Genomic DNA, 24,222 nt, shown 5'->3' on the forward strand with positions numbered 1-24,222 from the left:
GCGAAAACATTAAAAACTTCGGAGAAACAACATCTTGCAAGCATCTACCTGTTGCCGCCCCTGTTTCACGAATTGAATTCAACGGACTTCGCCAAGGCGGTGAGTTATTTCGGTGTGCCAACTGATTGCGACCAAATCCTTCCTACTGCACTTCGAATCTATACTTCGCGCATCTCTCCGCTCAGTTAACTGTATCTGGCACTACAGCCGAGATTGCTCGACTAGCCGACTTCCGTCGAGTGGTGCTTTCGGTCATCCGCGCCCCGGCGCGGCAGCCGCAACGGTAATTGAAGTTTCTCGCCGACGGAGGTCCCTCTCTGGCCGTGCGCGTCCGATCGCCACTACCTCGAGGTACCGTAACCTCGACGGCTCCGAGATCAAACTGCGAGCGCCGGCGCACACAGAGCCGAGCCGCAGGGTACTGGCAGTCATAATGTGAGCCTCTCGGCATGTGGAGCTCGATGTTCTTCATTCCCTGATCTCGGCCGTTCAAAATGGGCGAACCAAGAGCGATAGAAGACGCTGGTGAGCGCACGGAGACCTTCAAACGCCAGGTTCGTGGTGTGCTAGGTGGACGGCCGAACGCGGGAGAGTTGTGAGTGGTGGTCGCCGTGGGTCGAGAGCCATCAGCACGCACGGCACTGAACAAGTGCCATGACGCGATAGCGGCATATTGGGTTCATGGCGGTTGCGCGCTCGCAAAGACCGGCGGTTCGTCGCGGGACAGACTCGTCGATCCAGAGCCTCCAACCCCGAGAATTTGGCATCATCGGTGTGCTACTCGCCTTGGCCCCCTGCGAGACGGCGCATTTCCTTGCTCTCCGGGCCGATTCGCTTTGGGTACCCGATCACCGCGGCCCTCCGCGCGGGTTCCCGCTCCTTCTGCTGGTCGACGGCCGGGTCTCAGTTCGTCCCGACATTGCCGGCGCAATGGGCCTAGGCGGAACGCGTCCGCAAGTCATGGGCGCGGCGCTGATGCGGATGAGGCGTTGGCCGCCCTCGCGCCCGAGGTAAGAGCATCCCGCAGCTCCGCGGCACCGTCGCCATTTATGCGAGGACCGAAATCGCACGCAGCGGGGAGTGTGAAGTTGCTGAAACGGTAGGTGACGTGCGGGCTACGTTGTCGCGGCCCTTCTGATGCAAGCCGAACGGTCGCTACCCTATCGCCTCCATGTGCATGGCACTCAGCGCGTGCTCGTACATCTGCATTGACTGGTAGCCAACAGGAGCGCGTCGCCACGTCAGGCCCTGTTTCCGTTAGATGTCGTGTGGCTAGACTAAGTCGCGCTGTTGAGCAACGTATTGGGCCCCTCGGCCAGCGGCGCTTTGCAGCTATGTCGCTGATGCTTCACCGCCGCTCCGAAGTTCGACATTGGTTTGACACGCATTCCAGATTCATTCATTGCGTTCAACAGCGCCGGTCTGTGTGCGCAGCGCGCTGGGCCAGTGGCCGTACCCAGATAAATGCGGGGCAGTCGTTAAGTTGTTTCGGAAGCGTGCCGAGCACGTCCGCACTGCTTTGAAGGCACTGACGTCGGTCTGCAGGTGTAGAAGGGTGTCCCCACTGGGGACACAACTGGCCGCAATTAGGCCCGCAAGCGGCGCAAGTGAGAGATGCCGTGCACGCGACGTGCACGCGATGCACGTTCGAGCCGAATCAAGGCGACTTCGGGCGAGAAAGTTGAGCGCGTCGGGCGTATGCTGGGGCGCCGAGTTCGCTGGCGTTCAGCGAACTCGGGGGACAACGCAAAGCATCAGAAAAATTTCGGTGCCGCAAGACGCCCACAATGTCCCCAATGGGGACACGGTAGCGAGCGCTGCCGAAACTGGCGCATGGCCTCGCACGGCGCGTACCTATATCGGGTTGCCCGTGTGCAAGGGTACCCACGGGGCTCAATCCGGATTGCCCTGGCTCCCGGAAAAAAGCTCTCCAATAAGCGCACGGATCTTTTGCTCCCTGTCGGGGGACAGCATCCCCGCCTTGATCTTCACCGTGAAGCCCACGGCGTCCTTCGTGATGGACCCAGCCTGGTTCTTCCCGGAGAAAATCTTCTCAATGCTTCGATCACTGACGCCGACGGACGGGCCACCGTCACCCTCTATGGCCCCCTTGAGCGCCCGTGCGAGCTTCGTCTGGTCCAGTTCGCCGCTGACCACTTTCTTCCACACCCCGCGGGCAAGTTGGATTGCGCGCTCATCTTTCTCTCGGAGTGCAGACACCATTCCTTCCGCCGCGTGCGCGCCGATAAGTCGTGGTTGGACGTCCAAATCCTGCAGCACGAAATCTGGCAATTCACCGAATGCCAGGAATCGATATAGCTCCGAGCGAGACATCCCCAACGCTTCTGCCATCCGTTTGCGACTGGGGAACTCCTTCTCCGCCCGCCGGATCGATCGAGCAACCTCATAGTCGGATAGATCTTCACGCGCAACGTTCTCGACTAGAGCCAACATCGCCATCTCTTCGTCGGAGAGTTCGATGATGACAACCTTGATCGACTGCTTACCGATCATCTTGTGCGCGCGCCAGCGCCGCTCCCCGGCCACGATTTGAAAACCGTTTGCAGCACGGCGGACCACAATGGGCTGGACCAGTCCTGCTTCCCGTATAGATTCGGCAAGCTGCGCAAGCTTAGCTTCGTTAAAAACCTGCCTCGGCTGCCACGGATTGGGGACGATTTCGCTCACAGGGAGTTCTGAAGCCGCGCCCGACTTCTCCAATTCCACGATACGCTGCTGCGCGGCTGCCAGGGCCCCGGCCATCCCGGGCGCCGTGCGCGGAGTAGATGGCTTGTCCTGATGCTCAATTTTTATGTCTTTGGCTGCTCGCACCTCAGCAGTCTTGTTCATCATGCGGTCGCGAAGACTGCTCATTGTCCGGCCCTCCATTGGGCTACGTATTGATCATCGATCCATTTGCAATATTCCATGAGCGGTAGCTTCACGCGCGCCAGTGTTTTGGCCACGGAATCAGCTCGCGACAGGTCGAACACCGTGGAAAATGCCAAGGCGCCATTACTCATTACGGAACTAGCGGGCACCTCCGTTGTGTGCAGCCACTCCCCGTATGCCCGTTGCGCCCATGAGCGGACCACCGGCGCGGAGGACGTGGTGCCATAGTCCACTCTGGACAGAAGAACCGAAATGAAATCGTATGTTTTATCGACCTCATGCTCGACAAAGCCGTTCGCCACCTCCGCAAACAAGGACCAGAAAGATACCGACGAAATAAAGTCCAAGCTCTCGGGCACCAACGGCATGACCATCGAATCGGCCGCCATCAAGCCGTTCAGCGTCATGTACGAAAGCGACGGCGCGGTGTCGAGGACGATGTAGTCGTACTGTGCGCGCAACGGCTCAATACCTTTGCGCAACACGGACCAGAATTCGAACCCCGGGTTCGTCTTCTGGGCCGTCGGAAGGTGGAACTCTGCGTCGTGCAAATAGTTATGGGCAGGGATAACGTCAAGTCCGTCCCAATACGTGCTTTGGACCTTTGCAGTCAATCCCCCTTCAATGGTGGGATCATAGATAAACGGAAGCACTGTATCTTCCCAAGTCACGTCCTTTTCCGCATACAAACCGCACAACTCGGACAATGACGCTTGCGGATCAAGGTCAATCACGAGCACTTTCCGACCGCGTAGGCTAAGCCCTTGTGCAATGCACATTGTCGTTGTTGTCTTGCAGGATCCACCCTTGAAGTTGGCCGTGATCAACACGCGCCCACGATGCTCACGCGTACCTGTGACCAACGGCGTTTGATAAATGTCGGATACTTGCTGGACCCAAGTACGTGCGTCCTTGAGTGAGAATATCCGCGCTCGACCTGTGCCATGCGCTTCGCCCGACGGCAGGTCGCCACCTTCTTTGGTCGCAAGGTAGTTGATTTTTTGCCTGTCGATTCCGCAAAGCTCCGACAGCTCACCAATCGTAAATACAGGCGGTGTTTTCCGCGGTCGCGGGGCCAATATTTGATCACGCAGTTCGTTCGTCATGACCGATAGGCGCTCGGAGAAGTCTCCTAGGTCAGAGAGCTTGACGCTTCGGTCAATCCCGGGCAACTCGCTGAAATTCATTAGCATTTTCCCTTTATGGCTTTCGACGGTGAGGTGTTTTCTCCACGCTCACCATGGGTTTTTACGGTTTCATACCTAGATATCACAGAACCGTAGAATACCTTTCAAACCGCAGAATGGCTATCGCAACACGAAACTAAACTCCATCCCAACCAGCCCAAAAAAAAATCTCCATGTATCAAACACTTAGCCTATACAGTGACGATGCCGAGCAGAATACGGGAAGGGAGGGTCCCTGTTCGGGCTCGCCTCCCATCACAAAAGACCTCACCTTGTACGCGCAAAGCTTGCCGAGCTGGGGCGGTTTTCCGCTCAGTGCACAATTCGCCTCACCTCCGAGAGCCCCGAACGATATCGGTGTCCTCGTTACGGTGATACGCATACGCACGCCAGACAGTCCTGATCCACGCGTACGCAACCGGCAGTACCTCGGTTTTGGATATCTAGTCGGAATGGGCGCGAGTAGTTAGCATTTCAAAAAAAGAAAACCAACTTACTACTAACGGCCGACTAGAAAACTCTTAAAAAACAATCACTTATAGCCGTAAGGTGAGGTATCGTGTGTCGGAGGTGCTGTGGATTGAGCGACTAGGTGAGGTGTCTTGTACGGAAAGGTGATGCGATCTGGGCAGGAAAGTGAGGTGCGTACTGGTAGGTAGGTGAGGTGAATTGAGCATCGACTTCAGCAAGGTGAGGCGTCTTGTGCTCAATCGTTAGTTTAAGGTGAGGTAATCTGTGTTGACAGGGCACCCTCGCGTCGGTACGGTACGGTCCGGTATCAAACGTCAATAAAGACCGGGAGGCCGAATGTCGACAGCAGGGCAGGTGGCCACGTCCAGACAACTAGCCTTGGCGCTATTTGAGGATGCGACTGCGGAAGACTTGCCGCTCGATGCCGCCCGTTCAGATATTGGATTCGCACGAAAGAACGTCCTGATACGCATCATTGATCTCGGCGTGGCAGCTCGTCGGCTGATAGACGCAGCGTATTTCATCGTTGCACAAGAAGAGCAGCCGCGGGACCTGTATGACGTTGAATTGGACTACTTCAAGTGGCTCATGCGGTACTCTAGCCGCAACAATGCTCACCTTGAGCAGGTCATCACTGAGGCGCAACGAGCCCTAATACAAGCCACCACTGCGGCCGATGCCGACGGGACTAAGCCTTTTGGCTCCGTGCAGTTGATTGGCCGGATTTCTTACCAGGGCGGACGCTTCCAGTTCCGGGTTCCGCCGGACCTCATAGGAATAATCCGTGGACCAGGGAAGTCGCATTGGCTAAGCCTGCGCATAACGTCCCTCTTTACGCTCAGCTACGCGCGAGTGATGTATGACCATCTATTGCCCTACGCGGACGATGGGGCAACCGATTGGTTTGAGCTAGACGAGCTGCGCTCATGGCAGGGGGCAATGGGCGCCAAGGCGCACGAGTTCAAATATTTCAAGCGAGACTGGCTCGCGCCGGCCGTGGACCAGATCAATGAGGTTTCGGACCTGAAGATCTCCTACGAGACTCGCAACGAGCCCGGCTCCCGTAAAATTGGTCGACTGCGCTTCCGCATTGAGCGCAAAGAGTTGGCCGAGCGCGTCTTGCACACGCATGAACAAGCCCAGGCGCTATACAGGACGATGAAGCAGGAATTCGGACTGTCCAGCGCGCAGCTTAATCAGATTGCGGCGGACCGTGACACATACACGGACGAACGTCTGGAGCAGGCGATCGAGCGTACTCGTTTCAGCCTGAAACTGGGCAATATATCGAAAAGCCCTGCGGGGTTCTTCATGAAGGCTTTGAGGGAGCAGTGGATCGTTTCCGACGCTGAACGCCAGATGGTCCAGATTCAAGAAAGTCTAGCGCAGACAGAGAAACGCGATTTGGAAGAGAAGCAGCACGTTCAAACCCGTATGGCATTGCGAATCGCTGCGCAAGATGTGCACGCACAAGACCGAATGGTGGAGGAGGTCCGCCGCGGTTGGGCAGCATACGAAGCGGCGACGATTAAGCAGCGGGAGGACTGGCGGCGGACCTATAAAGGGACGCCGGCGGGAAAACTGACGTTGCGGCGGTTAGGCATCGATCCCGGCGCGGATTTGTCAGACGCAATGATTGAGAAATACCCGGATCTCAAGGACGGATTCGCCGGATATGTGTTCAATAGATCGAAGACTGGCAAGAGCCTCTAGTCCGGCTGTCGTTGTTGGAAAATCCGGTAGATGAATTGGTAGCCCGTGCTCAACGACGGCCGACGTCTGAGTCGAGAGACGTATAGGCTTGGGCCGGCCGCCACGCTGCCCTCAGTGACCGATTGGAGCTTTCGCGCAGCTTTTGCCAGTCCCCGCACGGACGCGCCGCGCCAGTCGACAGCAAATATTCGGCATCGGCTCTACCTGCGCAAGGTATGACAGATCTTCCACTCGGATGATCTCATTTCCGCGACGGATCGGACAGTCGACTTCTCAAGGCCTGTTCGCGGTACGAAGCTCGATGGTTCAGCGATTTCATCGCCGATTTCTTTTGGCGTTCTGCGCGGTGTCAAACGTGGGCGAACGACACCCGGTCCGAAAATGACCAATAAAAAATGGGGCAAGTGGAGGCGGACATTCCTTAGCCGCACCCGTTTTAAGCAACAGCGCCTAACGCGCTCTTCGCGGTAGGTGGTGTCGCGGCTATTGTGATCGCGCGGCTTGGCTTCTATTACCAGGTCAAGGAAAGCGCGAAGATCGACGAAGAAGCAGCACTCAGGAAGAAAGCGAAAGCCGCTGAGGTCGTCGACAAGTCGAACAATCCGCAAGACGTCAGCAAGATCATTGATGACCAGTTGAGTGCTGCCCGCAAGCTCGCTGCCTCGGAGGCACGCGCCGAGGGCGCCGCGCGCGATCGACAGCAACCTCGCCGAATGCCGGAAATTCGGCGCCGGCGTTGACGGCCGACGGATTCATCAACGACGAACAGACCCGAAAAATCAAGGCTGAGTCCGACACGGACGCGATCTATGCCTCGCCGGTCTTCAAACCGGGCACCGACCGGTAAGAATGGAGGAAACGTACTCGGAGTGCAGCGGCCGCAACGCCTCGAAGAAGCGTGCCCACAGTTCGGTCGCGCGGAAGATCTACTGATCGATTGCGGTTCGCTGTATGCCAACCTCCTTCGCCTCTGTGCAAACATTTGTGCGCGCTGGAACAAGTATGCGGAATTTCGTCTATCTACCCTTGCGCTGGTGCGATGCAACAAGGCGTACATGGTGTGGGCCATTGACATCTGCCGCTCAGGGAGTTCCGGGATGTATACCAATCTTGTCGGTCACGGGCATGGAGTAGTCTTGCGCGCGGGCGGTCTCGGCCGCCGCTGGCGCGAGCTGATTCTTGGCGCCGTCAGTCTGCTGGCGCTGCTGATGTCGGGCCACGCACAGGCTGCCGCGCCGGCGCCTGCCGAATGCGCAGCGCTACAGGCGAAGTACCCGCAATTCAAGGGCAAGACGCTAATCAACGCGATCAATCCGCACACGCCGGGCTATGAAGCGCTGGACCCGAACGACCCGACTAAATACATCGGCTTCGACATCGACCTCGGCGACGCGATCGGCAACTGTCTTGGGTTCAAGATGGCGTACAAGCCTGTCTCCTTCGCGGCGCTGCTGACCACGCTGCAAAGCGGCCAGGCCGACATCGTGATCTCCGACATCTATGCGACCGAAGAGCGCGCGAAGGCGGCGGACTTCATCACCTATTCGAAAGTGTTCGACGGCGTGCTCGTCGCGAAGGGCAATCCAAAGAAGATCAGCGGCATCAACCCGACAATGTGCGGCACCACTGCGGCAGAAAACACCGGCTACGTTGAAGTGCCGCTGATCCAGAATCTTGCGCCGGCCTGCAAGGCGGCGAACAAGCCGGAAGCGGCCGTGCAGCTGTATGACAACAACGCGAACGCGATCCAGGCGATTCTTTCGGGCCGCGCCGATACGTACATCAACGATGTGAACACGGTGGACCAGGCGGTCAAGGCGTATCCGAACCAACTCGAAAAAGCCAGCGCAGTGACGCTGCCGTATTCGATCGGTATTGGCGTTCCGAAAACCAATCCGGCAATGCGCGCAGCCGTGATGGCAGCGCTTGTCGCGATCCAGAAGGCCGGCATCCAGACCGACTTGCTGAAAAAGTGGTCGCTGGGCGTTGAAAACCTCGAAACCCCCAAGCTGATTGCGTCGAACTGATGAATCTGTTTCTGCACTATCTCGGCCTGCCGTATCTGCTAAGCGGCATCGGTTTTACGATCGCAGTCACGGCGCTCGGGCTCGCGGGCGGTCTGATCGTGGGACTGGTGCTCGCGAGCATGCAACTGAGCAAGGTGCGGCCGCTCGCTGCGATCGCGCGCGGCTACACAGTGATTTTTCGCGGCACGCCGCTGATCCTGCAACTGGTATTCGCGTACGACGCGCTGCCGCACATCGGGCTGAAGTTGAGTGCGATGGGCGCAGCGGGTCTCGCGCTCGCGGCAAACGAGGGGCCGTTCATCGCGGAGATACTGCGTGCTGGCGTGCTCGGCGTCGACCGCGGGCAACTGCTCGCAGGGCAGGCGCTGGGCATGACGCCGACCGTGTTGCTGCGCCGCGTGATCGCGCCGCAGGCCATCCGCACCATGATACCGGCGCTCGGCAACGAGTCGGTCAGCGCGTTGAAGAACTCGTCACTGGCCTCCGTGATCGCGGTCGACGAACTGACGTTGCGCAGCACCCAGCTCGCGTCGTCCACGTTCGATTTCTTTTCGATCTTCTTCGCGTCCGGGCTGATGTATCTCGTGCTCACCGGCGTGGTCGCCGCGATTCAGCTGTTCGCCGAAACCGCGCTGGATCTCGATCGCAGCCCGTCCGGGCGCTTCGCCCGGCTGCTGCCGTGGCGCCGTGTCGGGATTGCGGCGAACTCGCCCGCCGCGAGCCCGACGTTACCCGTTGATGTGCCGTTCAAACCGGCGCCGTCCCCCATGCCCAACGCGGGTGACGTTTCGGCAGCGCGCGCGCAGCGCTACACGGCGCTCCAAAAGCAGAGCGCGACCGTGCAGGTGAAGGGCCTGAGCAAGCGTTACGGCGGGCAGACGGTACTCGACGGTTTCGACCTCACAGTCCGCTTCGGCGAGGTTATCGCGCTGCTGGGGCCGAGCGGATCGGGCAAAAGCACGCTGCTGCGCTGTATCAATCACCTGGAGAAGTGGGATTCGGGGGAAATTCGCATCGCCGGGAAGCGCCTCGGTTTTCGGATCGATGGTCAGCAGATGACCCAGGGCGATATCGCCAACGAACGTGCGAGTGCCGGTGTCGGCATGGTGTTCCAGCATTTCAACCTGTTCAGTCATCTGACGGCGTGCGAGAACATCGCGGGGCCGCTGCGCTGGGTGCACGGCACGGCGCCCGCCGATGCGGAGCGCCGCGCGCGCGAACTGCTCGAACGGGTCGGTCTCAGTCATCGCGCCGATGCGCTGCCGCGCCATCTGTCCGGTGGCCAACAGCAGCGCGTCGCGATCGCCCGCGCGCTTGCGCCCAATCCTCGCGTGCTGCTGCTCGACGAACCGACGTCCGCGCTCGACCCCGAACTCGTCGGCGAAGTACTCGACGTGATCCAGCGGCTCGTGGACGAAGGCGGTCTGACAATGATCATCTCAACGCACCAGCTACGCTTCGCCGAGCAGGTCGCCGATCGCGTCGTGTTCATGAGCGGCGGCGCGGTGATCGAACAGGGCCCTGCGCACGAAGTGCTCACACAGCCGCGTCATCCGTTGACGGCGCGATTCTTGAGCGTGATGGGCGCCGACGACCGGCTCGAAGTCGCGTCGTGACGGCACGCACCATTCAGCATCGCCCGGCCCTGCGCCGGGCGCCTTACGAGGTCCGAACACACATGAAGCACCATACCCTCCCCGTGTCGCCCGAAACGGTTCACTGGGGTTATTTCAGCAAAAAAGTCGAGCCCGCGTTGACGGTGCGCTCCGGCGACCGGATCACGATTGAGACGCTGACGCACCATGCAAACGACGATCACGAACGGATGGTCGCGGGCGACCCCGGCGCCGAAAGCATCTTTCACTGGACCCGGGAACACAAGGCCATGCCGCGCCGCGGCGCAGGGCCAACCGATGGACCCTTTACGCTAGGTTCCGGCGAAGGTGTCGGCGTGCATCTGCTGACCGGGCCGGTCGCGATTGAAGGGGCCGAGCCCGGCGACGTGCTCGAAGTGCGGATTCTCGACGTAAGACCGAGGCCGAGCTGCAATGCGTGTTATCGCGGTCGTTGTTTCGGTTCGAACGTCGCCGCCTCCTGGGGCTTCCATTATCGCGATCTGATCGAGGAGCCGAAGCCGCGTGAAGTCGTGACCATCTTCGAGCTCGATACGTCCGGCGAGCCGTTCGCACGCGCGGTCTACAACTACGTGTGGACGCCGCAGACCGATCCGGACGGCGTCGTTCATGCGATGATCGATTATCCGGGCGTGAAGGTCGATCATTCGCTGGTTCGCAAGCGCGAGAACATCCTGTCGAACGTGAAGGTGCCGGCCAGGCTGCATTTCGGCACGATGGGGCTGGCGCCAACGGAACTCGACTACGTCAGCTCCAATCCACCCAGCTACACGGGCGGCAATATCGACGACTGGCGCGTCGGTAAGGGGGCGCGGATGTATTACCCAGTCGCGGTCGAAGGTGCATTCTTTTCGGTCGGCGACCCGCATGCGGCTCAGGGCGACAGCGAGCTCGGCGGTACCGCGATCGAGACCTCGCTGACGGGGGACTTCGAATTCGTGCTGCACAAAAAGAACGACCTGGGCGGCACGATCCTCGAAGGCCTCACGCACCCGATGCTGGAAACCGACGATCAATGGTCGGTGTACGGCTTCACCTTCCCAAACTACCTGGCGGCACTCGGCCCGGCCGGACAGATCGAGGTGGCACAGCACTCCAGCCTCGATAAGGCGATGCGCGACGCGTTCCGCAAGCTGCGCCGCTTCCTGATGACCGTACACAGGCTGAGCGAAGACGAGGCCATCGCGCTGATGTCGGTCGCCGCGGACTTCGGCGTCACGCAAGTCGTCGACGGCAACTGGGGCGTGCATGGCTCGATTCGCAAGAAGAGCAATATTCGCGCCATAGCACGTGAACCGCATCGATGATGCCCGGCCGGCCCTGAGTGGCAGCGCGCGCGAGGCCGCCACAGTCGTGCGCGACGCTGCACCAGCAGCGCGCATATGCACCGTGCCGATGCACCCGGCACGCCAACCCATGTGAACTCCGCATCGCCCCGCGGCCCGCATGGGAACGCTCAGCCCCCCGCGCCGTCGACGAAGGGTCTGCAATGATCCGTCCGGCTCCCCGCATCCATCCAAGGGTAGCTGGCGCCCTGCGACGCGCTCGCGCCGCAGGCATCGGCCTTGGAGTCCACTTGGATCTGCTGCGCTTTACTACCGAATCCTATCCGGAAGTCGAACGGCTTCGCGCGTGGCGGGAAACGCTCGACAGGATGGGATGGCGCAGCAGCGCGATACCTCCTGCACGAGCGTTGCACGGGACGATCCAGACGCAGCGGTCGGTCGGGGGCTTCGATCTGAGCCTGCTGGCGTCCGTTGCGCAGACGCTCGAGCCGAATGCTGCCGGCGGCGACAGTGTGCTGATCATGCTGCACCTTGACGGCGTGGCGACGCTGCTCGCCGACGGCCGACGCCAGCCCCTGACGGTGAACGACCTCGTCTATCTGCCGTCACGTAAGGGTTGCTCGCTGGTTTTCGCCACGGATTTCCGCGCCTTTGTCGTGCGTATACCGCGTGCGGCGATCAGAGGGCGGCTGCTTGCGCCGTCGTCGATGTGTGCCGGGCGGATTGCCGGAGATGCCGGCGTCGGACACGTGTTTTCCGGTTTTCTGGAGTCGCTGGCGGAAAGCGTGGAGACGTTGTCGGCCAACGAGTTGCGTCCGCTCGAACTCGCGCTGATTGAATTCCTAGTAGCGATTCTCGCGGTGCATCAGCGCGAAACGCCGATCAGCGGGCTGACATCGTCGCAGGCGGCCATCTTCTGGCGCGTGTGCCGCAGTATAGATGAGCGGCTCAGCGACTCGAGAATCAGTCTCGCGCTTCTCGCCGCAGAAGAGCGCGTTTCGCAGCGCTACCTGCAAAAGCTGTTCGAAACCGCCGGCCAGAGCTTCTCCACCTATTTGCGGCTGCGCCGCCTCGAACGTTGCAGGGCCGAACTAGTCGATCCGCTACACGAAAAGATGTCGATCTCGGATATCTGTTTCCGTTGGGGTTTCAACGATCCCGCGCATTTCAGCCGTGCGTTTCGCGACCGGTATCACACCTCGCCGCGCGCCTTCCGTAACGAAGCGAGCCCGGATCTGGCCCGGCATCTGGTGCGGCGCATTTCGCGCGGACTGCCGTTCAACACGGAAGCGCTGCTGCTCCATGCGCAAGCCGCGGCGCAGGCCAGCGCGCAAGCGGGGCTGCGGGAAGCAACGCTCGACGATGCGGGTACGGTCGTGGCCAGCCCCACCGTCGAGACGCGGACTGAGTCCACAAGGGGCGTCGCCCGCCGGCCGGGCAAGCCGCGCCACCACCTGTTGCGTGCGACGGCAAACACGGTGCACTGGGGCTATTTTTCGCACGACCTGAAGCCGGTGCTCGAAGTCGACAGCGGCGATACCGTGACGATAGAGACGCTGACGCAGCATGCATCGGACGACTGGGCGCGCATGGTTGCCGGTGACCCAGGCGCCGAAAGCGTGTTCCACTGGACTGCAGAGCGCAAGAACGTGAACCGGCGCGGTGCCGGACCGATCGATGCATCGATCTACGGACGCGGCGCCGGCGAAGGGTTCGGGGTGCATATCTGCACTGGTCCGATCGCGGTACGCGGCGCCGAACCGGGCGACGTATTGGAAGTCAGGATTCTCGATGTACATCCGCGGCGCTGCGCGAATCCGCAATTCAGCGGGCGCGCGTTCGGCAGCAATGCGGCCGCGTGGTGGGGCTTCCATTACCGCGAGTTGTTGACCGAGCCTAAACCGCGCGAAGTTGTCACGATTTATGAACTCGACGCCGAGCCGCAGCCGCACGACGGTCCGCCATATGCGCGTGCGGTCTACAACTACCGCTGGACGCCGCAGCGCGATCCGTTCGGTGTGGTGCATCCAACGATCGATTATCCGGGCGTGCCCGTCGACCATTCGACGGTCGAGGAGAATCACGGGATCCTGAAGGGTGTCAAGATCCCCGTGCGCCCGCATTTCGGCCTGATCGCGGTTGCGCCGCAACAGGACGGCCTCATCGATTCGATCCCGCCGTCCGCGTTCGGCGGCAACCTGGACAACTGGCGCGTCGCGCAGGGCGCAAGCGTCTATCTGCCGATTGGCGTTCCCGGCGCGTTGCTGTCAGTCGGGGATCCGCACGCGTCGCAGGGCGATTCGGAGCTGTGTGGGACCGCGATCGAATGCTCGCTGACCGGCGACTTCCAACTGGTGTTGCACAAGAGAGCGACTCTTGCCGGTCAACCGTATGCGGACCTCACGTATCCGCTCGTCGAAACCCCCGAAGAGTGGGTGCTGCACGGCTTTAGCCATGCAAACTATCTGACTGAATTCGGCACGCACGCGCAGAGCAAGGTCTACGAGAAGTCGACGCTAGACCTCGCGATGCGCGACGCGTTCATCAAGACGCGCCGCTTTCTGATGACAACCAAGGGTCTCACCGAAGATGAAGCAATCTCGTTGATGTCGGTTGCGGTCGACTTCGGCGTGACACAGGTTGTCGACGGCAACTGGGGGATGCACGCGATTATCCGCAAGGCCTTGTTCGCGGATTAATTGTTTTGTGACGTTCGCTATGGCGCTGCCAAGCGTCGTACGCGTACGACGCTTTTCTTTGTTCATGGAGTTACGGTAGATGGATTTATCGACGAAATTCTGGATGGTCGAGGATGCGCCTACGCCAGTCGGTCCCTTTTCTCATGCCACCGAGCAGCACGGCTGGGTGTTCCTCACTGGCCAAATGCCGACATCGCCTGACGATGACAACGCCCCGCTTCCCGAAGGTGTTGCCGCACAGACAACCCGGGTGATGGACAATCTGGTTCTCGTGTTAAAGGGGATCGGGCTTGGGCTCGAAGATGTCGTCTCCGCGCGGATCTTTCTGACCGAGTTCAAACGCGATTACGCGACGATGAACGCGGTCTATGCTGCCTATTTCCCGCCTGCGAAATTGCCGGCGCGGACTTGCATCGGCGTGACTGGATTGGCGCGTGACGCGCTCGTCGAAATTGACTTTATCGCACATAGGCAGACTTCAGCAGCCGCTTGATATCGGTGGGCGGAGGTTGACCATTCCGGTGCCGGATTCATGACTGTCAGCAGCGGGGCGGCCGTTCTTCTTACCTGGGTCGTCTGGATGAGTCGGCCGCAGCATCTCCTCGCCCTCGGGAGCGGACGTCCCGAACGCCAGGTCGTGGGGGGCACGCGAACGGCCGTCATGGCCCAAAAGCTGCCGTAGAGGTGAGGTCGTCCCGGGCGTCCGGATCGGCTCGCGTACAGCCGACCACCTTCGCTGGCGGGCGGCTCCATATGCAATCGCATCAGGCACTGATCGGCCATGAAGTGTCGTTCGCCCATCGCAGCAACCGGACATCGGAGCGGCTGCTTTACCCCAGGTGCCGGTCGTAGTTCCTATACCCGCGCATCACTTGTGGTCGCTTGACACAAATATCTCCCGACCGCCCGGTGGTGACCTCTCTGTCCTCATCGTCGAGCAACTTGACGCCCGGCGACGATGGAGATCATCGCCACTCCGCCGCGCGCGTGCGGCGCGGGCGATCGCTTCTATGCGCTACCGCAACGAACTCAGGCGGCGTACGACCCGAACTCGATGTCATGCAGGATATCCGTGCGGGTCGGCGACCAGCCCAGCAGACGCCGCGTCGTTTCTGAAGCCATGCGTTTGTTTAACGAAAGACTCACGCCGACCGGGCCGCCCGTAGCGTACATTTCCTCTAACCGGAGACTCATCGTGTGATCGCCTGCTCCGATCATGCGGCTGACGGCGGCGGCGAGTTCGCGTTGGCTCACTTCACCGGCCACTCCGTGCAGGACCGCGCCCGCAGGCGCGCGCTCGACCGCGAGACAGTAGAGTTCGGCAAGGTCATCGACATGAACGTATCCCTGCAGCGTACCGCCTGATCCGAGGTGTGGAGCGACGCCTTTGGCACGAGCCATCCTGATCAGGCCGGGCAGGTCATAGCTGCCGCCGTTTCCATACACGAGGCCGGGACGCATAACGATGCCGCGGATCCCCGCAGCATTCGCGACTTCCTTTTCCGTCTCGACGCGTGCAGCCATGGCCGCGCCGAACATCTGAGCCATCACAGGCGGTACGTTGGCCGATGCGGGCGCAAAGACCGCGCGTGGCAAAGGCAGGCTAACATCTTCGTTGAATACGTCATGCGTTGCCTCGCCGCTGTTGACGATGCCAAGGACCGCCGAGCCGCTGGTGAAGATCAGGGTCTTGCCCGAGCCTTCGACAGCGCCGAGCATCGCGCGAATTGCGTCCCGATCCTGCGCGAACGTTTCAGCACTACCCGCCAGCGATCCGACGCTTGCCGTGCTGACTATCGTGTCGACTTCGGCGACCGCCCTGATCAGGCTCGCTGTGTCCGCGAGGTCGCCAGCAACAGGGGTGATGCCGGCGATGCGAAGCCGCTCAGCGGAATCCTGCGATCGCGCAAGTCCGAAGACCTCGTATCCGCGCTTGACGAGTGCCTTGGCGGCAGCGCCACCGATATACCCGGTCGCTCCGGTTACCAGAATCTTCATCGTGTTTCTTTCTGCCGGGGTCGGCATGCTTTCCTGCTGTTTCATATCCACTTCCAATTGATCTGAGAGTTAAAACCGCCGTATGGACCCGGCGAATGCCCATGCGACTCGCTGACACCCGACGGCGCTCCTTGAGCGACACAGAACCATGTCGGGGTTGATCGACCGGGTCGATGTCCTCGGATTTCGCGGCTACCCGATTCGTCATCACTCGCGTCGCGTGCCGCCTGAAATGCGAAAGTCGGCGCCGCTCCTCAATGGCTTCCTGCTTGGTCAGGTAGGTCCGCGAATGCAATCCGCTTTCCTGTGCTGTCATCGCCCCACGTCCTGTTAGCCGTGGAGTCCCATCTTGCCGCTGGCCATGGCTGCGATGCGAACAACCAGCGCTCGCGGAAGCAGTCGCGACAACCACGTAGCGGCTCGCACGCTTGTCCGGCCGGGGTAAGCGACGACTTTCCTTTGGTCGAACGCCTTCAGTGTTTGCTGAACGACCGAATCCGAGCTGTCCATGTCTTTGGGTGACACGTTGGTCGACACCCCATCAAAGAAGCTCGTTGCCGTAGGCCCCGGGCAAGCAGCCATCACGTGAACACCCGTTCCTGCGAGTTCAAATTGCAGCGCCTCGCTGAAGGAAAGAACGAACGCCTTGGTCGCAGCGTAGGTGGCCATATAGGGGAGTGGCTGAAAGCTTGCATTGGACGCGAGATTGATGATGCCGCCGCTGCCGCGCTTTGCCATGCCGCCGCCAAACACGTGGCTGAGTGCGGTGAGCGCGTGTACGTTGACCTGGATCTCAGACTGCTTTTTCCGAAGGTCATGCGAGAGAAAGCTGCCGGTCAGACCAAGCCCTGCATTGTTGATCAGCAGATCCACCTGAACGCCACGGCGCTCGAGTTCCTGAGCGATCCGCTGAGCTGCGTCGGGATCGCCGAGGTCCGCGTCGAGCGCGATGGATTCCACGCCGTACCTCCCAGCAAGGTCGGTCGCCAGGGCCTGCAATGCCTCGGCGGATCGGGCGACTAACACCAGGTTCATGCCGCGCGCGGCAAGGGTCTGTGCAAAGACTTTTCCTAGCCCTTTCGATGCTCCGGTAATCAGAGCGGTTGAACCGCGATAGACAAACATCTTCTGCTCCTTGCTGCGGGTTGGACCGGTATTGGCTGCGCGCAACATCGGACTTCAGGAAAGGCCAAGCGCTTCACTGACCTTGTCGGATGCCGCTGCTTCCGGCGCAACGCGATAGTCGGTGTAACCGCGCTCGTCGCCGCCGAACAGCGTGCTGCCGTCGAAGCTCGCCAGCGGGAAATCTTCGGCGAGCCTGCGCGGAAAGTCCGGGTTGGCGACGAATGGCCGGCCGAAGGCGACCAGGTCGGCATACCCGCTGGACAGAACCCAATCGGCACGCGCCTTGTCGTAGTTGCCCGCCACGATGATGGGCCGCTTGAACCGGGCGCGAATGGCCTCGCGGAATTCCTCGGTGAATTGCGGTGCGTCGTCCCAGTCCGCTTCGACGAGGTGCAGATAGCCGATGCCGCGTGCCTGCAAAAATTCGGTGGCTGCGAGGATGGTCGGCAGGATGTCGGGACACGCCATGCCACGGGCGGTCAGAAACGGCGCGAGGCGAATGGCGGTGCGCTCCGCACCGACTTCGTCCGCCACGGCGTTGACGACGTCCTTGAGAAAGCGCAAGCGGTTCTCACGCGAACCCCCATATTCGTCGGTGCGCACGTTGGACGTGGTACGCAGGAACTGATCGATGAGGTAGCCATTGGCGCCGTGGATCTCGACCCCGTCGAAGCCCGCATCGATCGCATGGCGAGCGGCCTGGCGGAAATCCGCGACAACATCGTCGATCTCGTCGCGGGTGAGTGCGCGCGGAGTCGGGGAGGCAACCATGGCACCCATGCCGGTGGCGGGGTCGACCTTCCAGATCTGACCATCGAAGGAGACGGCGGAGGGTGCCACCGGCAACTCGCCGTTGTGGAAGTCCGTATGGGACATGCGGCCCACATGCCAGAGTTGCAGGAAGATCCGGCCGCCTGCCGAGTGGACCGCATCGGTCACCAGCCGCCATCCGGCGATCTGCTCGGGGCTGTAGATGCCCGGCGTGAAGGAGTAGCCCTTGCCCTGCGGTGAGATCTGGGTCGCCTCGGTCACGATCAGGGCGGCCGAGGCACGCTGGGCATAGTAACGGGCGTTGATCGCATTGGGCACGTCGCCGGGCTGGGTGCTACGAGCGCGTGTCATGGGTGCCATGACGACGCGATGAGCGAGCGTGTGGCCTGCAACAACTACGGGCGTGAAAAGCGGCGAGGGGGTGGTCGACATGGTGCTGATCTCCGGACTTCGTTGACGATGTGACGCATTGTGCGGAGCCAGGGGTCTTTTGATAATTGGGATACCATTTGAATCATCTTCAAAAAAAGCGGAAATATCGTGGACAACCTCGGTGACATCCGGCTTTTTGTCGAAGCAGCAAACCTTGGTGGGCTGTCGGCAGCGGGACGCAAGCTCGGACTCTCTCCTGCAGCCGCGAGCGCACGTCTGCTCAAACTTGAAACGAGCCTGCATACACGGCTCTTCGAGCGAACGACGCGGCAGTTACGGCTGACGGAGGAGGGCAGGATCTATCTGCTTCATTGTCAGCAGGCGCTTCAATCCCTTGGCGACGCTCATGCGGCGTTACAAGCCGGTCGCAGTATCGTTCGCGGAAAGGTCAGGATCTCGGCGACATCGGACTTTGGCCGTCATGTCCTCAAGGGCTGGCTTGATGAGTTCAACGTGCAGTATCCGGAGGTCAGTTTCGCGGTTGTGTTATCGGATTCGTTGTTGAATCTGTTGCAAGATGACATCGATCTTGCCATCCGGTTCGGCCTGCCACCGGACAGTTCGTTTGTCGCGCGGCGCCTCGCGCCCAATCGACGCGTGCTGTGTGCATCGCCTGAGTATGTGGCAACGCATGGCGTGCCTGAGCGCCCGCAGGATTTGGATCGCTTCGACTGCATCGTCCTGGCGTCAGCATCCGGTCTTGCGAACGAATGGCGGTTCACGCGCAACGAGGAGGTTGAGACTTATACCGTACCGCTGGCAAATTCCCGAGAGACCAACGATGGTGCGCTTGCTCGCGAGTGGGCGGTGGCGGGTCACGGCATCGCCATGAAATCGATATGGGACATTGGATCTGATCTGCGCGTGGGGAAATTGACTATCCTGATGTCGGATTGGCGGTCTCCGGATGTCCCCGTGCATGCCTTGTATCAGCCCAGCCGGCACATGGCACCGCGTGTTCGGGCACTTCTCGACTTCCTGGTAGAGCGCTTTGGCAAAGCGACGGGTGACCTCGACGCCTGGTTGAACGTCGACGCCGTGGCCGGTTAAAAAAGCGACGGATAACGTTTCGCAAAGCTAATCAAGTGGGCCGTTGCTGTAGTCATGTTCGACCCGCAGGGGAACCGCCGTGCACTACGTCGAGCGGTTGAGTCCGAGCAGGACGGCCGCCGCAACCTTGTCCAACGAAAGACCGCTATACCTTTGGTAACTGCCCTAGCGATGCCCCCAGGTCCAAAGGCGGTTGTGGGTCGGGGAACGAAACCGCTCGCGCGGTAGGGGCTCCGTCCAGCCGTACGCGGTTCAATGAGGTCCGCGGCGCAGTTCCGTATGTTGGAGGTCGAGGCAATCCGCCTCGTTCTTCAAACGGAGCTGCATCATGACGTCCAATCAACCGGGCGTCAGCCCATTGCGTCAGCGTATGACAGACGACATGCGCATGCGCCAGCTTTCTCCCAAGACTCAGGCGCGCTACCTCCGCATTGTGCGTGATTTCGCCCGATGTCGGTCCGGCGACTGATTCCGGCAACAGGTAACCTGAAGCATCAGACAGCGTTGTCGCTCGTCTACGGCACGGGTTGCGTGCCAGCGAAGTGGTCGGGCTCAAGGTGGGCGACATCGATAGCCAACGCATGACACTGCGCGTCGAACAGGGCAAGGGTCGCAAGGATCGCTATGCGATGCTCTCGCCGGTGCTGCTCGAACGCCTGCGGGTTTGGTGGCGAGTGGCCCGAGCCCAGGGCAAGAAGCTCGACGGTGGCTGGTTGTATCTGGCGAAGATACGCGATTTGCTGAGCGAATTGCCTCCCGGCATCAAACTCGGTGCCGACGTTGTAGCCACCGCGACAGTTCCCCAACCTTTCTTTGCCGACACTGCGGTTCGCCGACGGTCATCATTGAAATACTCGAGCGCAGCGGACTTATCCGGGCACCACCCGCTGAGCGAGCGTGCGCATGAACTGCCTAGCCTTTCCCACCACCGCCATCGCGATTCACGGCGCAACTGCGGGCGCGTTCGTAGGTTTTTGCCCTGCCGCTTTCTGTTGAGCATTTTGTAGATTCTGAGGGTAGTTGGTCTGGTTGCCTCCGGGGTTGTAGCCGTTCTTTTCCAACGTGCTCAACTCCGCATTTTTCTTTGCTCGACGCGCTTGCCGCTCAGCTTTTTTTGCGCCTTCAGTTCTTGCTTCGACATAGTGGCGCCCGAGGCTGCCACATCGCCAGTAGCGGCCCGCGCCTGGAGCCCGGGTACTGCTGCCAGGGCGAAGGTTGCGATGGCCCAAACAGCAACGACATTCAGCTTCTTAGATTCCATGACATTCTCCCTTGTGACTCGTTAGACGACGTGACGTTGCAGATTGAGTGTTCGTCTCGCTCCTTACTAACCAAGCTTCCATGGAAACGCTCGAAACGTACTCGATGCGTCCGGTTCCGAAAACAAGGGTTAACCGCGGGGCCAACGCACAGAATAACTCCGAAGGGCCGGTCTGAATTGCAGGACAAATTATTTTCCCGAGTTCCGCGAAAGAGATTCCTTCTTCCGCTCTTTGTTCAACCGGATGGGGAATATACACTCGGGCAAAAATACAGAGCAGTGCAGGAGACGCTCCTCACGGAAGCTTCCGCCACTTGAAGGCTTCCTCCTTTCTTCCGCTTCCAACGCCCCTGAGCGACTGCTCGGGGACTACGGTCCAGCAATTGAAGGACCTCGTACAGCGGAGCTGTTGATTTCGAGTCGCGATTAAGCGAATGGATTGACGCTTCCTAGGATAGGAAGATTAAGTAGTACAACTATATTCATGGAGATGAGGATGAAAAAACTTCTGTTCAGCGTCGTCGCATTGTCAGTCGCTGCGACCGCCACCGCTCAAAGCAGCGTCACCTTATACGGCATCGTGGGCAATGGTATCGTGTACGAGACGAATCAACCGAAGGGGCACGTTCGGCCCGCAAAGCGGAGGTTGGGCGCAATCCAGATTCGGCCTTAAGGGCGCCGAAGACCTCGGCGGCGGCACGCATGCGATCTTCCAGCTCGAATCTCGACTGAACACGATGAACGGAAGTTTCGCGAACGGGAGCTTCTTCGAGGGCCAGGCGACTGTGGGCCTCCAGAACGACACGTGGGGGCAAATCAAGTTCGGGAACATGGGCTCGGCTGAAATCAGTCAATATTCAGGCGATGTCGACCCGCAGCAGACGAAGAAGTATGCAATTGGGACATTGGTTCGCGGCCGCATCTTCTCCCAGGCAGCAAATGGCGTCGAGTACCTCTCACCGACGATTGCGGGGTTCACGTTGCAAGGCCAGTATGACCTGACCAACGCTCCGACCTGGAACGCCGGCAACCCCGGCAGCGCGCCGGGTCAACTGGGCACCTCGACCGGGCTTGGAAGCGCTCAGGGACGTTCCGACGGTATCAAACTGTCTTACTCGAACCGGGGCCTCTTTTGGCAAGCAACCTACGACGAAGTCCGCGACCCGAATGGCCAATTCAGCAACGTGTATCTCACGTCTCGCTCGATTCTCACGGGCCTGACGTACGCTTTCGGGCCTGTGACGGCGTATCTCGGCTACCAGCACTTGAGTGCTCCCGATGCATCTAACGCGGGGTGTTTCGGTACCGCAGCGCCGTCAGCGTTGCCAGCCGGAACCAGTCTCCCCACAACGGTCAATCACGAATGGATTGGCGGGATTTGGCAGACCACTCCTGCGCTTGCTATCACCGGCGCGGTGTATCACGCCAACGCAAATAAGGGGAACGGGAACGCAACCCTTTACACACTGGGCGCGAACTATTCGCTCTCGAAGCGAACGCTCCTCTACACTGAACTTGCCTATGTGCGAAACAGCTCGACCTCCAACCTGGGCCTCGATGGCAGCCTGTACGGCGCGAACACCAATGACGACCCCGTCAACGGAAACCCTTCAAGCACCAACCCTAACTATGGGAAGAGCCAGTTCGGCGTAATTGCAGGCCTGGCGACAAGGTTCTGATGGCGTCGAGAGGTTCGGCAGACGTTGCTCGCTCGGACCTCGCACGCTGACGAAGGGGGCTGCAAGCGGCCGAGTCAGTCACGGAACCGACTGGCAATGTAGTCCGGAATATTTTCTGGAGTCACTACAACAACTGATGTAGACGTCGCGACGGATGACGCTGGCAGAAGCTTGTGATAGTGCATGACGTGATGACAGGCCGAGCGCATGTCCTGGCGCAGGTCGTGATGAAGAATAGCCTGTATCTGTCCGTCACGTAACAATTGCACATTGTCTTTGTCGAGGTCGTGCCCGATGAAGAGAACGGGGTCCTTTTGCTGTGCTTCTAGATGATAAAGAGAGGCTAGGCCCCGTCCCACAATACTTCATCGCCATTCTTGAGCCTGTCCCCATGCGCGTTTAAGCGGGCAACGTTCCGAGCGAACTCGCGTAATGCTTGTGTTTGACATTCGGCTTCTTTATCCATGACGCTCGGTTCCTCTTTTCCTAGCTCTTGCACTAGTCATCGACCGGCTGTTGGCGCTCGATCCAAAAAGACCACCAGCGCCCGCGCCGACAGTGGAATTTTGGTCGCTGCTGCGTGAAACGACCGTGTATCCGCGCGTTCCGCAGATATTGCCAGCCTTCGATTCACACTCCCCCAAGACGGCGCCGCACCCCAACAATTCAATGTATATGCAGGTCGCCCATCGGGGCCATACGTTCCCGTCGCCGTCACGCAAGCGGCAAGCAGCATAGTCGCGCTAAGAACCGGCACTGTCTTCACTGTCGCTCTACTAAGACGGCTCGCCGTCGTTTTCCTATGCCGCGCTCGACTTCAAGTCGCGCTCGATCTGACGCGCCCGCTGAAACCAGAAACCGGCTTGGTTTCTCAGCCGCTCCGAAGGTCGACCCGCTTCTTCGCGCTCAAGCGCTGTCTCGCAGACAGACATTGTGAGGTGATCGGCGGCTTCGGAGAGCATGTGTCCGCGCGCATCGGCCCGTTCATTCCTTTGGGTGTTACTTCCTCGTTCCCGCAACAGCCTCGCGATCAAATCTTGATTACGAGGTCCGTGTACCTCGCTACGTTGTCGTCGTCGGACAATAGCCGTAGCGGTTCAGTAATAGCCTGTGCAACCAGAATGCGATCAAACGGATCGCGGTGAATATCAGGCAGATCGCGAACTGCCGCAGCGTGGACCGCTGTTACCGGCAGTTCACGAAAGCCCGCTTCTTCCATGCGCGCCACTAGCTCGTTCACGTCAGCATCAAGCTTCCCGAGCCCCGACTTGATCGAGATTTCCCAAATGCTCGCAGCACTGACAAATACGGCGTCAGCACTCAACATGGTTGCCTCGGCGTGTTTCGGAAGCTTTTTGTCGCCGGCCATTGCCCACAAAAAAACATGTGTGTCGATCAAAAGGCGCATTACCGACCCTCAAACGTTGCCAAGATATCTTCCGGCAAAGACGCATCGAAATCCTCAGCGATCTTGATCTTCCCTTTCATCAAGCCCAAGCGAAGCTTGGGCTTTTGATCGACGGAAACTAGACGCACCAACGGAGTTCCGGCCTTCGCAATAACGACCTCCTCGCCACTGACAACCGCCTCGATAAGACGCGAGAGTTGCGACTTTGCTTCGTGAATATTTACAGTCTGCATAATGCCTCCATCAGGGTTAGCTTAGTTTAGCCTAGCTAACTACAAAATGCAATCGTCCTGTCACACGGCTAACGGCCTTGTTCTCACCGAGCTTGAGCATTACTCGCAAGATCGGCAGCAATCGTCTCCCGCATGTCGCTGCTGAATACGTCAATATACGGGGCCACATGATCAAGGTGTACGTGTCCTAACAGTGTCTGTTCCCCTCTCAAGAGAATGCCCATTGGCAACCAGTCGGGTGGCGAATGTCCTGCGCCCGGAGTGACTGCTGTAGCCTGAACCGAGTCCCGCCGCGCGGTAAGCCCGGCGAGACGGTAAGACGTCCGGTATCTACAAGGTCGTGAAGGGGGTGGTGG

Annotated in this window: 17 protein-coding genes and 1 pseudogene; 10 read left to right on the plus strand and 8 right to left on the minus strand. The window is 59.9% G+C overall.

Going from position 1 to position 24,222, the window contains the following annotated elements; translation table 11 throughout:
* Window positions 1-1,893: 1,893 nt before the first annotated feature.
* Window positions 1,894-2,874 carry a ParB/RepB/Spo0J family partition protein gene (locus tag RW095_RS06930; RefSeq protein WP_317015328.1) on the minus strand — a complete coding sequence of 327 codons (981 nt, stop codon included), beginning with the start codon at window positions 2,872-2,874 and terminating at the stop codon, window positions 1,894-1,896.
* The gene (locus RW095_RS06935; protein ID WP_317015329.1) at window positions 2,871-4,079 is read right to left on the minus strand and encodes a ParA family protein; all 1,209 of its coding nucleotides are present in this window, start codon (window positions 4,077-4,079) and stop codon (window positions 2,871-2,873) included. The genes RW095_RS06930 and RW095_RS06935 overlap by 4 nt, the downstream gene beginning before the upstream one ends.
* An 807-nt stretch (window positions 4,080-4,886) precedes the next feature.
* Between RW095_RS06935 and RW095_RS06940 the strand changes: the two genes are divergently transcribed.
* The 7 genes from RW095_RS06940 (at window position 4,887) to RW095_RS06970 (ending at window position 14,402) form a co-directional block, all read left to right on the plus strand.
* Window positions 4,887-6,263: a RepB family plasmid replication initiator protein gene (locus RW095_RS06940; RefSeq protein WP_317015331.1), complete on the plus strand. Its 1,377-nt coding sequence runs from the start codon at window positions 4,887-4,889 to the stop codon at window positions 6,261-6,263.
* A gap of 488 nt (window positions 6,264-6,751) precedes the next feature.
* Entirely contained in the window at window positions 6,752-7,003 is a 252-nt protein-coding gene (locus tag RW095_RS06945) for a hypothetical protein (RefSeq protein ID WP_317015332.1), read from the plus strand.
* Between the two features lie 357 nt (window positions 7,004-7,360).
* Window positions 7,361-8,290 (plus strand): ABC transporter substrate-binding protein, encoded by a 930-nt coding sequence (locus RW095_RS06950; RefSeq protein WP_317015334.1) that lies wholly within the window; start codon window positions 7,361-7,363, stop codon window positions 8,288-8,290.
* Window positions 8,290-9,906 carry an amino acid ABC transporter permease/ATP-binding protein gene (locus tag RW095_RS06955; RefSeq protein ID WP_317015335.1) on the plus strand — a complete coding sequence of 539 codons (1,617 nt, stop codon included), beginning with the start codon at window positions 8,290-8,292 and terminating at the stop codon, window positions 9,904-9,906. Before RW095_RS06950 ends, RW095_RS06955 begins: the two co-directional genes overlap by 1 nt.
* 62 nt (window positions 9,907-9,968) lie before the next feature.
* Entirely contained in the window at window positions 9,969-11,231 is a 1,263-nt protein-coding gene (locus RW095_RS06960) for an acetamidase/formamidase family protein (RefSeq protein ID WP_317015337.1), read from the plus strand.
* A 269-nt stretch (window positions 11,232-11,500) separates the two neighbouring features.
* Window positions 11,501-13,909: an acetamidase/formamidase family protein gene (locus tag RW095_RS06965; protein ID WP_317015338.1), complete on the plus strand. Its 2,409-nt coding sequence runs from the start codon at window positions 11,501-11,503 to the stop codon at window positions 13,907-13,909.
* Window positions 13,910-13,988: 79 nt separating this feature from the next.
* Window positions 13,989-14,402 (plus strand): RidA family protein, encoded by a 414-nt coding sequence (locus RW095_RS06970; RefSeq protein WP_317015339.1) that lies wholly within the window; start codon window positions 13,989-13,991, stop codon window positions 14,400-14,402.
* A 536-nt stretch (window positions 14,403-14,938) separates the two neighbouring features.
* Here RW095_RS06970 and RW095_RS06975 read toward each other — a convergent pair.
* From RW095_RS06975 to RW095_RS06985, 3 genes are all read right to left on the minus strand, one after another.
* A complete protein-coding gene (locus tag RW095_RS06975) occupies window positions 14,939-15,952 on the minus strand; it encodes an NAD-dependent epimerase/dehydratase family protein (protein WP_317015340.1) in 1,014 nt (337 codons plus the stop codon).
* A 285-nt stretch (window positions 15,953-16,237) separates the two neighbouring features.
* Complete coding sequence (locus RW095_RS06980; protein ID WP_317015342.1) at window positions 16,238-17,032, minus strand: SDR family NAD(P)-dependent oxidoreductase; 795 nt, start codon at window positions 17,030-17,032, stop codon at window positions 16,238-16,240.
* 54 nt (window positions 17,033-17,086) lie between these two features.
* On the minus strand, window positions 17,087-18,235 hold the full coding sequence (locus tag RW095_RS06985) for an alkene reductase (RefSeq protein ID WP_317015344.1): 1,149 nt from the start codon (window positions 18,233-18,235) through the stop codon (window positions 17,087-17,089).
* 108 nt (window positions 18,236-18,343) lie between these two features.
* Between RW095_RS06985 and RW095_RS06990 the strand changes: the two genes are divergently transcribed.
* Window positions 18,344-19,285: a LysR family transcriptional regulator gene (locus tag RW095_RS06990; protein ID WP_317015345.1), complete on the plus strand. Its 942-nt coding sequence runs from the start codon at window positions 18,344-18,346 to the stop codon at window positions 19,283-19,285.
* Between the two features lie 328 nt (window positions 19,286-19,613).
* Window positions 19,614-20,004, plus strand: a pseudogene (locus RW095_RS06995) (tyrosine-type recombinase/integrase); the annotation flags it as partial.
* A gap of 347 nt (window positions 20,005-20,351) precedes the next feature.
* Here the strand turns inward: RW095_RS06995 and RW095_RS41355 are convergent.
* Window positions 20,352-20,546 carry a hypothetical protein gene (locus tag RW095_RS41355; RefSeq protein WP_394365009.1) on the minus strand — a complete coding sequence of 65 codons (195 nt, stop codon included), beginning with the start codon at window positions 20,544-20,546 and terminating at the stop codon, window positions 20,352-20,354.
* Window positions 20,547-21,133: 587 nt separating this feature from the next.
* Here RW095_RS41355 and RW095_RS07005 point away from each other — a divergent pair.
* Window positions 21,134-22,225 carry a porin gene (locus tag RW095_RS07005; protein ID WP_317015346.1) on the plus strand — a complete coding sequence of 364 codons (1,092 nt, stop codon included), beginning with the start codon at window positions 21,134-21,136 and terminating at the stop codon, window positions 22,223-22,225.
* A 1,030-nt stretch (window positions 22,226-23,255) separates the two neighbouring features.
* Here RW095_RS07005 and RW095_RS07010 read toward each other — a convergent pair.
* Window positions 23,256-23,633, minus strand: a complete 378-nt coding sequence (locus RW095_RS07010; RefSeq protein ID WP_317015348.1) for a type II toxin-antitoxin system VapC family toxin — start codon at window positions 23,631-23,633, stop codon at window positions 23,256-23,258.
* Complete coding sequence (locus RW095_RS07015; RefSeq protein WP_317015349.1) at window positions 23,633-23,866, minus strand: type II toxin-antitoxin system Phd/YefM family antitoxin; 234 nt, start codon at window positions 23,864-23,866, stop codon at window positions 23,633-23,635. The genes RW095_RS07010 and RW095_RS07015 overlap by 1 nt, the downstream gene beginning before the upstream one ends.
* Window positions 23,867-24,222 lie beyond the last annotated feature (356 nt).

Source organism: Paraburkholderia kirstenboschensis, from assembly GCF_032806925.1.
GTDB lineage: Bacteria > Pseudomonadota > Gammaproteobacteria > Burkholderiales > Burkholderiaceae > Paraburkholderia > Paraburkholderia kirstenboschensis.